Source organism: Prolixibacter bellariivorans ATCC BAA-1284, assembly GCF_000621705.1.
Taxonomy (GTDB): Bacteria; Bacteroidota; Bacteroidia; order Bacteroidales; family Prolixibacteraceae; genus Prolixibacter; species Prolixibacter bellariivorans.
The window spans coordinates 287,306-300,910 of the sequence record NZ_JHXO01000001.1 but is presented as its reverse complement, the minus strand read 5'-3'; the positions used below and the strand labels follow the sequence as shown (position 1 = coordinate 300,910).

At 43.8% G+C, this 13,605-nt stretch carries 14 protein-coding genes; 8 read left to right on the top strand and 6 right to left on the bottom strand.

Annotation, left to right across the window (positions count from 1 at the left end; translation table 11 throughout):
* Nucleotides 1–70: 70 nt before the first annotated feature.
* On the bottom strand, nucleotides 71–2,038 hold the full coding sequence (dnaG, locus tag T426_RS0101325; protein WP_025862733.1) for a DNA primase: 1,968 nt from the start codon (nucleotides 2,036–2,038) through the stop codon (nucleotides 71–73).
* A gap of 254 nt (nucleotides 2,039–2,292) precedes the next feature.
* Here dnaG and T426_RS0101320 point away from each other — a divergent pair, with 254 nt between their 5' ends.
* Nucleotides 2,293–2,706, top strand: coding sequence for an RNA recognition motif domain-containing protein (locus tag T426_RS0101320; RefSeq protein ID WP_025862732.1), 414 nt, complete (start codon nucleotides 2,293–2,295; stop codon nucleotides 2,704–2,706).
* Nucleotides 2,707–2,734: 28 nt separating this feature from the next.
* Here the strand turns inward: T426_RS0101320 and T426_RS22370 are convergent, their stop codons facing one another.
* A complete protein-coding gene (locus tag T426_RS22370; protein ID WP_025862731.1) occupies nucleotides 2,735–3,484 on the bottom strand; it encodes a YkgJ family cysteine cluster protein in 750 nt (249 codons plus the stop codon).
* 200 nt (nucleotides 3,485–3,684) lie between these two features.
* On the opposite strand from T426_RS22370, the gene T426_RS0101310 reads away from it, so the two are divergent.
* The 3 genes from T426_RS0101310 (at nucleotide 3,685) to T426_RS0101300 (ending at nucleotide 5,677) form a co-directional block, all read left to right on the top strand.
* Entirely contained in the window at nucleotides 3,685–4,374 is a 690-nt protein-coding gene (locus T426_RS0101310) for an SIR2 family NAD-dependent protein deacylase (RefSeq protein WP_025862730.1), read from the top strand.
* A gap of 23 nt (nucleotides 4,375–4,397) precedes the next feature.
* Nucleotides 4,398–5,006: an outer membrane beta-barrel protein gene (locus tag T426_RS0101305; RefSeq protein ID WP_025862729.1), complete on the top strand. Its 609-nt coding sequence runs from the start codon at nucleotides 4,398–4,400 to the stop codon at nucleotides 5,004–5,006.
* A 95-nt stretch (nucleotides 5,007–5,101) separates the two neighbouring features.
* Nucleotides 5,102–5,677: a UbiX family flavin prenyltransferase gene (locus T426_RS0101300; RefSeq protein WP_036984101.1), complete on the top strand. Its 576-nt coding sequence runs from the start codon at nucleotides 5,102–5,104 to the stop codon at nucleotides 5,675–5,677.
* Here T426_RS0101300 and T426_RS0101295 read toward each other — a convergent pair.
* Nucleotides 5,674–6,357 (bottom strand): ComF family protein, encoded by a 684-nt coding sequence (locus T426_RS0101295; RefSeq protein ID WP_025862727.1) that lies wholly within the window; start codon nucleotides 6,355–6,357, stop codon nucleotides 5,674–5,676. The genes T426_RS0101300 and T426_RS0101295 overlap by 4 nt on opposite strands.
* A gap of 462 nt (nucleotides 6,358–6,819) precedes the next feature.
* Nucleotides 6,820–7,425, bottom strand: coding sequence for a riboflavin synthase (locus tag T426_RS0101290; RefSeq protein ID WP_025862726.1), 606 nt, complete (start codon nucleotides 7,423–7,425; stop codon nucleotides 6,820–6,822).
* A 104-nt stretch (nucleotides 7,426–7,529) separates the two neighbouring features.
* Here T426_RS0101290 and T426_RS0101285 point away from each other — a divergent pair, with 104 nt between their 5' ends.
* The 4 genes from T426_RS0101285 (at nucleotide 7,530) to T426_RS0101270 (ending at nucleotide 10,881) form a co-directional block, all read left to right on the top strand.
* Entirely contained in the window at nucleotides 7,530–7,937 is a 408-nt protein-coding gene (locus T426_RS0101285) for an OsmC family protein (protein WP_025862725.1), read from the top strand.
* An 82-nt stretch (nucleotides 7,938–8,019) separates the two neighbouring features.
* A complete protein-coding gene (locus tag T426_RS0101280; RefSeq protein ID WP_211253547.1) occupies nucleotides 8,020–8,448 on the top strand; it encodes a pyridoxamine 5'-phosphate oxidase family protein in 429 nt (142 codons plus the stop codon).
* 29 nt (nucleotides 8,449–8,477) lie between these two features.
* A complete protein-coding gene (locus T426_RS22365) occupies nucleotides 8,478–10,604 on the top strand; it encodes a TonB-dependent receptor (RefSeq protein WP_051568913.1) in 2,127 nt (708 codons plus the stop codon).
* A gap of 97 nt (nucleotides 10,605–10,701) precedes the next feature.
* Nucleotides 10,702–10,881, top strand: coding sequence for a hypothetical protein (locus T426_RS0101270; protein ID WP_025862721.1), 180 nt, complete (start codon nucleotides 10,702–10,704; stop codon nucleotides 10,879–10,881).
* A 94-nt stretch (nucleotides 10,882–10,975) separates the two neighbouring features.
* Here the strand turns inward: T426_RS0101270 and T426_RS0101265 are convergent, their stop codons facing one another.
* Both T426_RS0101265 and T426_RS0101260 read right to left on the bottom strand, forming a co-directional pair.
* The gene (locus T426_RS0101265; protein ID WP_025862719.1) at nucleotides 10,976–11,956 is read right to left on the bottom strand and encodes an ROK family protein; all 981 of its coding nucleotides are present in this window, start codon (nucleotides 11,954–11,956) and stop codon (nucleotides 10,976–10,978) included.
* Between the two features lie 94 nt (nucleotides 11,957–12,050).
* Nucleotides 12,051–13,412, bottom strand: coding sequence for a sugar MFS transporter (locus T426_RS0101260; RefSeq protein WP_025862718.1), 1,362 nt, complete (start codon nucleotides 13,410–13,412; stop codon nucleotides 12,051–12,053).
* Nucleotides 13,413–13,605 lie beyond the last annotated feature (193 nt).

The following is a 13,605-nucleotide window of genomic DNA, read 5'->3' as shown; positions in this document are numbered from 1 at the left end:
TTTATATAAAGGAAACAAACCACAAAGATCGTATGTGGTTTTGAGATAACCAATCGGTATCTCAATGAGTTCAAAAATTAATTGTTCTTTTTCCGAGCTTATCAGACAATTCCTTCTCTACCTGTTTCAGATTCTGAATATTGCGTTGCAAATCGGCAATTCGTTCAAAATTATCACTTTTAGCAGCATCCTTCATCTCATCAAATGCCTGATTGGTTAAAAAACGCACCATCCGGAGTTTATATTCCTGTAATATCCGGGGCACTAACACATACAAAATATCAGGCTCCTCTTCGACATAACTTCCCTGCTTTTTCCAAAACTGACTTTCAGTATATTTTTCCGAAAGGATATTTGAACAAAGCTGACTGACAGATGAATCGGGATGTTGAACGAAGTAGCGCAACGGGTCAAACCCCTCTTCACCAAAGTGTTCATCACACTCCTCGAACACTTTCCTGTTAACCGGATCGACCGATTCGATGCCATCGGCTTGCAGTTCCGATAGGAAATAATCGGCTACGGTAATTACTTCGCTTTCGCCTTCATCGTTCTCCACCTCGAAGAGTTTCTGATCGCCGTACTTCAGCATCATGCGCAACACTTCGCGCTCTTCGATGGCACACGGATTATTGACCGGACCAGCCTCCTTCTTTACTTCAACAACCGGAGGAGCTTCCGGAATATTTTCGCGACGAACCTGGTCTCGCTGTTCCCGCCGGAACATCTCATCATCGCGCTTGCGTTTCAGCTTCCTCAACTCTTCATAAAGCACCTCCTCGCGTACATTCATCAGGCGGCTACACTCTTTCAAATATTCCGCCCGAACAATTCCGTCTGGGATAACCGAAACAGAACGTACAATATCGGTCGTCAAACGGGCACGCGTAATCGGATCGTTTTCGGTCCCTTCCAATAACAGCTGCGTTTTAAACTTGATGAAATCCGTTTCATTTTCGGTGATATATTGCTGCAATTCGGAAGAACTCATAGAACGTGAAAAAGAATCGGGATCTTCTCCTTCCGGTAAAGGAAGGACTTTGACATTCACACCTTCTTCCAGCACCAAATCGATTCCTCGCAGAGATGCTTTGATACCGGCCTGGTCACCATCATAAATAATGGTGATGTTATTGGTAAACCGACGAATCAACCGTATTTGATCTGTCGTGAGCGAAGTGCCCGACGAAGCCACTACATTCTCAATTCCCGACTGATGCATTGCAATGACATCGGTGTATCCTTCCACCAGGTAACTCTTATCATTTTGTATGATACTGCGTTTCGCTTGGTAAATCCCATACAATACCCGGCTTTTGTGATAAATATCCGATTCCGGCGAGTTCAGGTATTTGGCAATTTTTTTATCCTGCGAAAGCGTTCGTCCACCAAAAGCAATTACCCGGCCCGATACGCCGTGAATGGGAAACATCACACGCCCGCTAAACCTGTCCCGAATCCAGTCTTCCCGTTTGATTGTGAGGCCCGTCTTTTCCAGGAACTTCATCTCGTAACCGGCCTTCAACGCCTCCTGAGTAAAATTATCGTTCCCGGCCGGACAATAACCCAGTTCAAATTTCCGAACCATGTCATCACGCAATCCGCGTTCGCGAAAATAGCCCAATGCAGCAATCCGGCCCTCGTTGCTGTCCCAAAGCTGGCTTGTAAAATATTTTTGAGCAAAAGAGGTGACGATCATCTGGCTCTCCCGATCGTTCCGCGCTTTAATGTCTTCGGGCGTTTCTTCCCGTTCATTCACCTCGATACTGTACTTTTTCGCCAACCACTTCAGGGCCTCCACATAAGAAAGGTGCTCGTGCTCCATCACAAAATTGACCACACTTCCGCCTTTTCCGCAACCAAAGCACTTATATATTCCTTTGGAAGGAGAAACATTAAACGAAGGTGTCTTCTCGTTATGGAAAGGGCACAAGCCAATAAAATTGGTTCCGCGTCGCTTAAGCGTCACAAAATCTCCAACGACATCAACAATTTCTGAACTGTCTAAAATGCGTTGTATGGTACCCTGATCAATCATGGAGCAAAAGTAATGAAAATTGATGGTTTGAACCTGTATCGGGTTGATTTGAAAATTATTCTATACAATTGTTAATTAACACATAATTGAAAAAATCTTTACCCAAGGTTGGTATCAATCTGAAATTTTTAGGTTACTTTTGATCTATAGATTAGAAATAAGTTCAGTGAGTTAATAGAAAGATGTCTTGCTTTGCTTGTCTCTCTTCTACCGCGTTCATCACCCTTTTATTTATTTAATAATTTTTATTTATCATGAACATTTTTGTAGCAAAGCTTAGCTCCGAGACTACAAGCGAAGACCTTGAGAATCTTTTTTCACATTATGGCGAAGTTGCTTACGCCAAAGTTATCTTTGACCGGGAAACCGGGAACTCCAAAAGATATGGATTTGTTGAAATGCCTAACGACCCCGAGGCTTATGAAGCAATCAGTGAATTGAACGATTCAGAGCTTCAGGGTAGCACTATTATCGTTAAGAAATCAGCCCCCCGTGAAGGCGGACGTGAAGAGCGCCGTGATTTTCGTCGCGACGGAGGCAACCGCGGTGGCGGTGGCGGTGGTGGTTATCGCCGTGAAGGAGGTTACCGCCGCGAGGGTGGAAACAGAGATTTTAATCGGGATGGTGGAAACAGAGATTTCAACCGTCGCTCCGACAGAAGGTACTAAAAAGGAAGCGGGCAATGCCCGCTTTTTTTTATGGCTTTTCCCTAAGTCTGACAATGTCTTCCACCTGTTCGTATCCATCGCTAAAATCTTCCTCACCCATCAACCACTTTGTTCCTTTATCCGGTTCGGTCAATAGCAAACGGAGGATCTTCTCCAGCCGATTTTCATATATCGAAATCCCTTTCTCTTTCAGGTAGTGAATCAATCCACCATTCAACATCCGTCCGGCGTGAAGTGGAAAATCGAACAATTCAGGAAAGATGTCTGGTTTCTCTGGATGATGAAATTCCTGAAAACAACTGTCCACATTTGACGATAGATAAATCCTACAAGCCATCGGACGAACCTGATAAACACTGCAACTTCCGTCACGAAGCAATGGACACGGAATTTTTGCCAGCAAAACCTTTTCAGGCGACAGCTTTTTCACGTTCTCATCCTTGTCAACTGCACGACGGAGAATTGCTCCTTTTGTCTCTTTATCAAAATTCTTCTCTATAAAATCTACTATTAACAGCATTTCGGCCGGCATGACTAAAACCTGTTGATGACAACACCACGAACAACCAAGCCGGCAATCAATACGGGCACCACTTGCTACCACCTTATGTTGAAAAGCGTCCAACAGACTATCGATTACGCTGTATTGCGTGTTCAAATGCATCAGGAGTGAATTCTTTGCAAGCTTGTCATCCAGATTACTTGCGGCCAACCGGTATCCATCAGCAAAAAATGCTTTATCTATTTCAGCGTATGGATCATTTGTTTTTTCTGTCATACAGAACAAATTAGAACTATAACAAGGTATCGAAATAATGGATTGGTACAGTCGTTTCACTCTTTATTCGTATATTTTCATGTGTTTATTTTTTTAATTGCCACATGGAATTCGCATGATTGGAAATAGTCATTTCAATTCGTGTTTCCAGGATCATGCTCATTTCATACGAACAATTAAACTAAAGAGTTATCCTACTAATGAAGCGATTGGTAGTTTTGTCAGGTGCCGGTATTTCAGCTGAAAGCGGAATTAGGACCTTCCGGGAAATGGGAGGTTTGTGGGATCAGTACGATGTTACAGAAGTCGCAAGTCCGGAAGCCTGGCATAAAAATCCGGAATTGGTGCTCCGGTTTTATAACGAACGCCGAAAACAACTATTTGAATGTGAGCCGAATGCCGGGCATAAAGTTTTGGCGCAAATGCAGAATGAATACGATGTTCAAATCATTACACAAAACGTCGATGACTTGCACGAACGGGCTGGTTCCCGGAAAGTCCTCCATTTGCACGGCGAATTAAAGAAAGCGCGCAGCACAATTGATGAAGCGCTGGTTTACGAGCTCGACAACTGGGAACTTAAACTGGGAGACTCTTGTGAGAAAGGAAGTCAGCTCCGTCCGCACGTTGTGTGGTTTGGCGAACCCGTCAGGGCAATCCCTGAAGCTGTAGCTATTGTTGAATCGGCTGATATAATGGTGGTCGTAGGCACATCATTAAATGTATACCCGGCAGCAGGACTACTGAATTATACTCGTGAAAACGTGCCGATTTTTTTAATTGATCCCAATCCTCCATTTCAGGTTTCACCTGAGGTACACGTTATTGACATGAAAGCAGGCACAGGAATCACCGAACTGAAAAGAATACTGAAACAAAAAGGTCTGTGAAAAACAGGCAATTATCCCGATAGATGAAAAAGCTATTCGTTATTATTTTATTTCTGTCCCCATCACTTCTATATGCGCAGAAGTTTTATGGTGGTCTGCAGGGAGGCCTGAATGCCACTCAGGTGGAAGGGGATCTATCCGCAGGCTTCAACAAAGCGGGAATTGTAGCAGGAGGTTGGGTCCAAATTGACCTGAAGCCCAAACTCTGGAGTGGGATGGAACTCAAATATACCCAAAAAGGAAGCCGGATGAATCCGAATCCGAAAACAGGCGAATTACGAAAATATGTCATGCGTCTCGGATACGTCGAAATGCCTGTAATCATTGGGTACAGAGCAGAAGGCTGGCTTTCTGTACTAGCCGGATTGTCGTACAACCGGTTAGTCAACTCACGTGAATTCGACAATTACGGAGATTTGCCCCCACAGGAAACGTTACCATTTAAAGAAAATACCTGGGATGTATTGGCAGGAGCACGCTTCAATGTCCGCCCCAAGTTACAAGTCGATATCCGTTATGCTGTTTCGTTAACCTCTATCCGGGATTTACCCGGACAATCGCTCGTGTACATACGCGATGACCAATATAGCCAAGCCATCACCACTACACTTTTTTACCAAATCGACTGGTAAGTTTGTCATCTATATCCTAAAGAAACATTTATCCCTTATCTTTCGTTTCTTCTGTAAACACTTTCCCGGTTAACCGGAAAAGAATAAAAAATATAATGAGAAAAAAACTGGTGGTTGCCATTACCGGAGCAAGTGGCTCGATTTACGCAGCAACATTGCTGAAGAAACTGGAAAGCATCAAAGATCAAATCGAATCCTGCGGTGTTGTTATGTCCTCGAACGCACGCGACATCTGGTCGTACGAGCTGAACAGTGAACCACCCACTCTGGAATATCCTTTTCTTGAATATCAGAAAAGTAACTTTTACGCACCCTTTGCCTCTGGTTCAGCGGGCTATGATGCCATGCTCATTGTACCCTGCTCGATGGGAACATTAGGCAGAATTGCAGCAGGTGTTTCAGACGACCTGGTCACACGAGCTGCCGATGTGATGTTGAAAGAGCGTAAAAAACTTATTGTTGTTCCCCGTGAAACCCCTTACAGTCTTATTCACCTGCAAAATATGACGCGCCTGACTGAGGCCGGGGCTATTATTTGTCCGGCAAGTCCGTCATTTTACAGCCGCCCCGAGACTCTCGAGGAGGCTGCCTCAACTGTGATTAACCGGGTAATCGATTTGGCGGGACTCAAACTTGACAGTTACCGGTGGCCGGGAGATTCGGGCCATTAAGCGCATGCCAAAGTCGCAATGCTGACTCTCACACCCGGAACCTTCAGTAATGGCACACAACAAGCCTCCAGGGTAGCACCGGTAGTCACCACATCATCGACTACCATCAAATGCAGGTCTTTCAGCTTTTCCGGATTTGCCACCTGAAAAATACCTTCCACATTTTCCCACCGGTTGTAACGGCTCTTGCGGGTTTGTGATGATGTGTGCACATTCCGGATCAGTGCATCGGTAATAACCGGAATATTCATCACCTCACTGATACCATTAGCAATGTATTCACTTTGGTTATAACCCCGTTTCTTTTGTTTCTTCGGATGCAAAGGAACCGGTATAACAGCATCCAGTGTTTCAAACATGGAGCTGGAGAACAATTCGAGTCCAAGTTCCCTTCCCAGCACTTTACCAACTCCGGGTTCTCGCTGGTACTTCATCCGGTGAAACATTTTCTGCAACCGGCTACCCTTTTCGAAATAACAAAGTGAAACAGCATGTTCGAGCGGAATGCGTCCCCAAAAAACCTGCGCCACTTTGTTATCAGTAAATCGGGCAAATCCCGTTCGGGGAAGATCGGCAAGGCAGCGAATACATACCTCCTCCTCGCCGTGAACCAGAGGTTCGCCACAGCCGGCACATAATCGGGGAAAGAAAAGTGATATGAAATCGTTAACGAGAGACATAACTTATCTTCGATATTCAAGTTACTATTTTTCAGCCACAATCAGTATACAACATTGCCGTAATTGGGTGATTGAAACATGCAATTTTATATGTATGAACATAAAAACTATTGCTGTTTGAAATGCTCCCGTTAATTACTGCCAATCATATAAGACATCCAGCACCTTATGAGAAGCAGAAAGCAGATATGAACGCAACAAATGTTAATAAAAAAATTTGGTTAGATCTCGTAGAACTACTACTTTGCAGAAGATTTTAAAAGCAGGCATTTTAAGGGCAAACTTTGTTATTCTTTTTCCATTTTCCCAATTCCCAGAAGAACATGTTGTCCTTAAATACACAAAAGGGGTTGCACGAGTTGCAACCTTTTTTTTGCACTAAAAATCAGAAAACTACCTTCACCTAAGTCCACAAAAAAAGCCCGCTTTTCACGGGCTTTTCATCTGTATTTTTGCAGTCGGTTATTGGTTATACGTATTCAACCGGCTTAAATATTTTCCAATAATATCGAATTCGATGTTTATGACCGAACCCGGTTCAAAGGTATGGAAGTTTGTGTGTTCCTGTGTATAAGGAATTATTGCCACCTGGAAACTATTATCCTTTGCATTCACCACCGTGAGACTGACACCGTTCACACATACCGAACCTTTTTCGACCGTCATGTAGCCTTGTCGTGCTTTCGCAATATCGAAATCGTAAGTGAAAGTATAATACCAGCTTCCGTCAGCTTCTTCTACTTTCTGACAAACAGCGGTCTGATCGACATGCCCCTGAACAATGTGCCCGTCCAGCCGTCCGTTAATCGGCATGCTGCGTTCCAGGTTAACCTTATCACCGACTTTCAGCAAGCCCAGATTCGATTTTAAAAGCGTCTCCTTAATAGCAGTCACCGTATAAGTCTTATCGGTCCTTTTCACTACCGTGAGACAAACTCCGTTATGTGAGAGACTTTGATCGATCTTCAATTCATTAACAAAGTCACACTCCAGTGTAAGATGAACATTTTCCTGTTCTTTATCGATGGCCACCACGGTGCCCATTCCTTCGACGATTCCTGAGAACATTTTCGCGTATCTTTAAAATTTTTACGAAGGTAATTATTTTTGAAGAGAGAAAAGAGGAACAACCGTTCCAATACCGTAACCGTAATACAATAATAGTTATTTGTATGCCAACCGTTAAGACCGTATATCCGGGAGAACTCAGAACAGAAAATGAACATCTCCAATCAGGTTGTAAACTGATTACCGACGCGCCGCTGGATAACCAGGGACGTGGTGAAGCTTTTTCACCGACCGATTTAGTTGCCACGGCACTCGGTGACTGCATTATGACCATCATGGGTATTAAGGCGCGCGATAAAGGAATCGACCTGGACGGTACCCGAATCGAAATCACCAAGATAATGGCAGCAAATCCGCGTCGCATTGGCGAAATTCAGGTTACCTTTCGCTTTCCTGATAAGCTTTACACCGAAAAAGAGAAAAGGATGCTTGAGGCGGTTTCGAAAACCTGTCCTGTGGCACTAAGTCTCCATCCGGAAATAAAGCAAAACATTCAATTCATTTGGCCGTAAAGAAATTTATAACGCCTCCACATTAAACACCAATCAGGTAGATTAACATTAGAATTTCTATTTTTGATAGCTGAAGACACAAATGATGGAAAAACCCGACAAACGCATTCGCGATTTTATTACCGAACATCATGTATTAACACTGGCTACCAGTCAAAACGGACAACCTTGGTGTGCGAACTGTTTTTATGCTTATCACGAAGATGAGAATGTGCTTATCTTCACCTCGGATGATGAGACCCGTCACATTCAGGAAGCATTAGCAAATAAGCAGGTTGCCGCTTCCATTGTACTGGAAACAAGTGTTGTTGGTAAAATCCGGGGATTGCAGATGACAGGAAAACTGGAATTACCCGAAGGAGAATTAGCCGGTAAAGTCAAAAAACGATATCTGAAAAAGTTTCCGTATGCAGCGCTAATGGAGACTAAATTATGGGTGCTGAATATTGAATCGATGAAAATGACAGATAACCGGCTTGGATTTGGTAAGAAACTCTTTTGGCCGTCCTAATCACGAACAATAAATTAACTAACTAAATAATGAAGAAAATTTGCGCATTCCTCTTTTTATCTTTCCTGCTATTTCCGGCTTATCAACTTTTTGCCCAAAGCATTGAGGGCAGAATAACCGATAGCGAAACAGGAGCTCCACTGCAACAAGCAACGGTCAGCATTCGCGGAACAAGTATGGGGAGGATAGCCGGCAAAGAAGGACAATACAAATTCGAAAATCTGAAACCGGGCACTTATCAACTGAACGTCTCCTTTATCGGTTACGAACCAACTGAAAAGGAAGTCACCGTAAAAGCCGGCAAAACCACCCAGGCTGATTTTCATTTGATTTCGAAAATTTACCAGCAGGAACAAATACTGGTCACCGGGAACCAGGTAGCCACCACCCGCGAACTGGTTCCGCTAACCACTTCCGTGGTAAACGAAGCGGAAATCGAGAACAGCTCGCAAACCAATATCCTGCCATTGCTGAGTGCCAAAGTTCCGGGCATGTTTGTCACCCAACGCGGATATAGCGGGTTTGGAGTCGCAAGTGGTTCGGCCGGGCAAATCACGATTCGCGGTGTAGGTCTGAATGGAGCTACCTCAGAAGTATTGGTAATGATTGACGGTCAACCACAGATGATGGGATTAATGGGACATCCTTTTCCCGACAGTTATGTTAGTTCCGATCTGGAAAAAGTGGAAGTCATTCGTGGACCGGGTTCCTTGTTGTATGGCACCAATGCCATGGGAGGCGTGGTGAACCTCATTACCCGCAAAGAGGACAAAGAGGGTTTCTCAGGTCAAATCCGCGGACAGTACGGTTCCTTCAATACAGTCAAAGCAGCAGGTTCGGCAGGCTATCGCCAAAACGGTTTTAATCTGTTTGCTTCGTACAATTACGATTCTACCGATGGTTCCCGCGAAAATTCGGATTTTAAGAACAACACAGCCTATCTGAAAACGGGTTATCAGTTCAATGATCACCTGGATTTAGTTTGGGACGGAAGCTACGTAAATTTCACAGCACACGATCCGGGACCGGTCAACGCATCCGACACAATTTATGCAAACAATGGCGCCTGGAACGACATTAAACGGTCAAATACCACGCTAACGTTATCCAACCACTATGACAAAGCCGATGGAAAACTGAAGCTCTTTTTCAACCGCGGAAATCATCATCTATACGATGGCTGGAATTCCATTGACAAGAATTTCGGTGTCAACTTCTTCCAGGGATTAAAACTAATTGACAACAACCTGATTGGAATTGGTATTGACTGGAACCGCTATGGCGGAAAAGGTGCCCCGGTAATGGTTCCGCAAATGAACCCAAACGGGCCGCCCACCATGGTTCCATCACCCTATAACAACCAATGGATTTGGATTAACGAAACAGGTATCTACTCTTTTGTTCAGCAAACTTTTTTCGGTTGGCTAACCGCGAATGCAGGTTTGCGCTATCAACACCACACCACTTTCGGTCATGAGTGGATTCCACAATTCGCTCTTACTTTCAAAACAACAGAAAACAGCGATATCAAGTTGTTGGCCTCAAAAGGTTTTCGCAGTCCCAATGTTCGCGAACTGTACCTTTTCCCTCCGGCCAATCCGGATTTGCAACCCGAAAGTATGTGGAACTATGAAGTTGGTTACAACCAGTCGCTGTTGAATAAAAAATTACACTTCGGTGTTGATGTTTACTATTTGAAAGGGAAAAATCTCATCCAGTTGGTTCCGACAGGTTCATTCCCGCCTATGAGAAATGAGAATACGGGGGCTTTTAAACACTATGGACTAGAGATTGAAACCAAATACCACGCGCTGCCCAATCTGGCATTTGATGCTAATTACAGCTACCTGCACATGGATACGCCCAAACTGGCTGCGCCCGAACATCAGCTTTATTTTGGCGTGAACTACCTCTTTGGAAAATTCACCTTAAATACCAACATGCAATGGATCTCGGGACTCTACACTCTTGTGGAAGGAGATACCCGGATAAGCCAAAACTACGTAGTGGCAAACGGCAAACTCAGTTACAAAGTCAACAAGTATCTTGATATTTACGTATCGGGGAACAACCTGACCGGAGCGAACTACGAAATCAATTACGGTTATCCAATGCCCGGAGCTACCATACTTGGCGGCATGACACTGCGCTTTTAAACATTCTGATAATATTTCAGGAAAGGCCGGGTCACTCTGGCCTTTCTTTTTTAGCAAAGTATCAAAACGTCAATTATGTCTTTCAATTCCATTCTTTTTGGAAGCCATTCCAGCAAAACAAGATGTCTTTCCAGGAAAAAATAAAGTTATTCCAGGTATTTTACCGATCATTCCAGCTCTATCGGCACTTCTTCCAGCCCAAGCTCCTTTCTTTCCTCAACTTTCGGGCATCTTTCCTGCGAAAGAGAAGTTACACACCGGAACCAAAGAGTACTGAGACCACTCTTCATGGTATTTCGGTTTGAAAACGGAACAAAAAAAGGCTGTTCCGCATTGGAACAGCCTTTTTCTCATATCGAATATATTTTCTTTTATTCTTTTTCCAGTTCTTTCCACACCAATGCACTGGCACCAACAATAGCAGCCGAACCAGATTTCAGTTTGGAAGGAAGAATCTCCACCTTGTTCCGGAAAATAGGAAGCACATGTCTTTCCATACTCTCCTTGGTCGGTTTAAAGATAAAATCTCCGGCAGCAGTAGGACCTCCAAAAAGGAAAATCGCTTCAGGACTCAAGTGGCAAACAGTATCGCCAAGTCCCTGGCCAAGATGCTCGCCGGTAATTTCGAATGCTTCGATAGCAATTTTGTCACCACGCTCAGCCGCTTCATACACCTTCTTCGAGTCGAGTTCACCAAAAGAATACTTCGCCAGTTCACTTTCGCCATCGTTATATTTTGCTAACAACTCGAACACAGTACGTTTGATACCGGGTGCTGAGCAGTAAGCTTCGAGGTGACCTTCACCGCCACAACCACAAACACGTCCGTGAGGAATAACAGTTGTGTGGCCCACTTCACCGGCAAAGCCATCGTGACCATAAACCAGATCGCCATTAACCACAATACCACTTCCCAAACCCGTTCCGAGGGTAATCATCACGAAGTTTTTCATGCCTTTGGCTCCTCCATAAATCATTTCACCCATAGCAGCAGCGTTAGCATCATTGGTTAAGGCCAGCGCTTTCAAGTGAGGGAAATTCTCTCTCAACATGTCAACCAACGGCACAACCCCTTTGAAAGCGAGGTTGGCAGCTTGTTCGATGGTTCCTTTGTAATAGTTCCCGTTAGGAGCACCAATACCAATTCCCATCACCTCAGCATCAGCATTCAGCTTATGAACAGAATCGATGAGTTCATTAATGCTATCGCTAAGTGAGTGAACATATTTTTTAGCATCTCCGTGCGTAGGCGTAGAGATAGAATCTTTAACGAGTACATCGCCATTTTCATCCACCACACCAAGAACAGTGTTGGTTCCGCCGATATCAATACCTATCGCAACTCTTTTCATGTGCATTTTATGTTTTAAAGTCGGGAAAAGGATCGGAAAAAGTCAACCAATTCCGATCCTTTTGTCCCACTAGTGTATATCATTAAATAACTACTTAAGCAAGCTTGTGACCTTTTACTGCATAGAAGAAAATATATGCGTAACTAAAGGCCGGTACCAGGAATGCCCATGTATAACCAGCGGCATCAGCAATACTTCCCATCAGAGGAGGAAGAATGGCACCACCAAGAATTAAGGCATTGATCAGTCCGGACGCACTACTCAATTCGGCGTTGTCGAGTCTCTTAACAGCCAGTGCAAAGATATTCGGGAACATAATGGAGTTGAACAAACCGATAGAGATAACAGTCCAAAGAGCAACGGAACCCATCGTAAATGTGGTAGTCAAATCAAGAACGGCAGCGATTAAAGCAAAAACAGCCAATGTTCTGGCAGCTTTTCCACGACCAAATTGCATAATGAAGAAATTCACTAACGCAATAATCATGAACGTAACACCAATTTTCCAGTTCCAATCAGTAACAAAAGCACCTGAAACCAAAGCCAAAAGCAATACCGGAAGGGCGTATGTAATCTTTTTCGAATTTTTCATATCCGAGAACATGAATGAACCAAAGAATCGGCCAATCATAGCACCACCCCAGTAGATAGCAGCATAATTAGCCGCCATTTGGGCAGATTGTCCCAGGCTGTTCTTCAGGTAATTCACTAACAAACCGGCGTTACCAACTTCTGCGCCTACATAGAAAAAGATTCCAATCGCACCCAGAATCACATGCGGATGCTTCCAAACGCTCTTCTTTTCACTTTTCTCACCATGAAGGACAGGTAATTTGATTAAGAGAATAGCAACAGCCACAATCAATACAATCACACCCATAATGATAAATGGGAGCGGAACACGTGAAGCTGCTTCCATGGCTACAGCCGGTGAGGTTTGCGATGTGTCAATCGGTAAATCAAGACCTTTGAAAATAGCAGTTGCGATCAACCAGGGAGCAATCATGGTAGCAATCGAATTCAACGCCTGTGTTAGGTTCAAACGACTGGATGCAGTTTCATCCGGACCAATTGCAGTTACATATGGATTGGCGGCCACCTGAAGAAATACAACACCAGTAGCCAGAACAAATGTTCCGAAAAGGAAAACCGGGAATGATGGAATTCTCGCAGCCGGGACATAAATGAAACTTCCCAGAGCCATTAAAATCAGGCCGGCAATGACCGTTTTCTTATAGCCAATCCTGTCAATTAACTTTCCGGTAGGGATTGACATAATCGGGTAGGCGATAAAGAAGGCCGAAGACAGCAATTGTGCCTCAAATTCCGACAAGTTAAAGATTACCTTCACCGGGGCACTTAACGTGATGATGAAGGTAGTTGCGAAACCAAAAATGAAGAAAATGGCTCCGAAAACGGACATACCTAGTCCGTAGTTAGCGTGCTTTTGTTCCATTATGCTTTGTTTTCAGTTAATGATTTGGTTTAGAATAAATCATTTCAAGTTTGAACAAATATAAAAATTAATCTGTCTTTCGTCATGAAAGATCTCAATCTTTACGTGTTTCCTTCTTGCGACTTTCAATATTCCCAACCGATATCTCACCTTTTTTTAAAGGGATACTGTTATTCAACCAATAAGTAATCCT

What these genes read in the sequence shown, in the direction of transcription:
- T426_RS0101320 (WP_025862732.1), top strand. Translation starts at nt 2,293, where the DNA reads ATGAACATTTTTGTAGCAAAGCTTAGCTCCGAGACTACAAGCGAAGAC.
- T426_RS22370 (WP_025862731.1), bottom strand. Translation starts at nt 3,484, where the DNA reads ATGACAGAAAAAACAAATGATCCATACGCTGAAATAGATAAAGCATTT.
- T426_RS0101280 (WP_211253547.1), top strand. Translation starts at nt 8,020, where the DNA reads ATGATGGAAAAACCCGACAAACGCATTCGCGATTTTATTACCGAACAT.
- T426_RS0101305 (WP_025862729.1), top strand. Translation starts at nt 4,398, where the DNA reads ATGAAAAAGCTATTCGTTATTATTTTATTTCTGTCCCCATCACTTCTA.
- T426_RS0101285 (WP_025862725.1), top strand. Translation starts at nt 7,530, where the DNA reads ATGCCAACCGTTAAGACCGTATATCCGGGAGAACTCAGAACAGAAAAT.
- T426_RS0101310 (WP_025862730.1), top strand. Translation starts at nt 3,685, where the DNA reads ATGAAGCGATTGGTAGTTTTGTCAGGTGCCGGTATTTCAGCTGAAAGC.
- T426_RS0101265 (WP_025862719.1), bottom strand. Translation starts at nt 11,956, where the DNA reads ATGAAAAGAGTTGCGATAGGTATTGATATCGGCGGAACCAACACTGTT.
- T426_RS0101290 (WP_025862726.1), bottom strand. Translation starts at nt 7,425, where the DNA reads ATGTTCTCAGGAATCGTCGAAGGAATGGGCACCGTGGTGGCCATCGAT.
- T426_RS0101260 (WP_025862718.1), bottom strand. Translation starts at nt 13,412, where the DNA reads ATGGAACAAAAGCACGCTAACTACGGACTAGGTATGTCCGTTTTCGGA.
- T426_RS0101295 (WP_025862727.1), bottom strand. Translation starts at nt 6,357, where the DNA reads ATGTCTCTCGTTAACGATTTCATATCACTTTTCTTTCCCCGATTATGT.
- dnaG (WP_025862733.1), bottom strand. Translation starts at nt 2,038, where the DNA reads ATGATTGATCAGGGTACCATACAACGCATTTTAGACAGTTCAGAAATT.
- T426_RS22365 (WP_051568913.1), top strand. Translation starts at nt 8,478, where the DNA reads ATGAAGAAAATTTGCGCATTCCTCTTTTTATCTTTCCTGCTATTTCCG.
- T426_RS0101300 (WP_036984101.1), top strand. Translation starts at nt 5,102, where the DNA reads ATGAGAAAAAAACTGGTGGTTGCCATTACCGGAGCAAGTGGCTCGATT.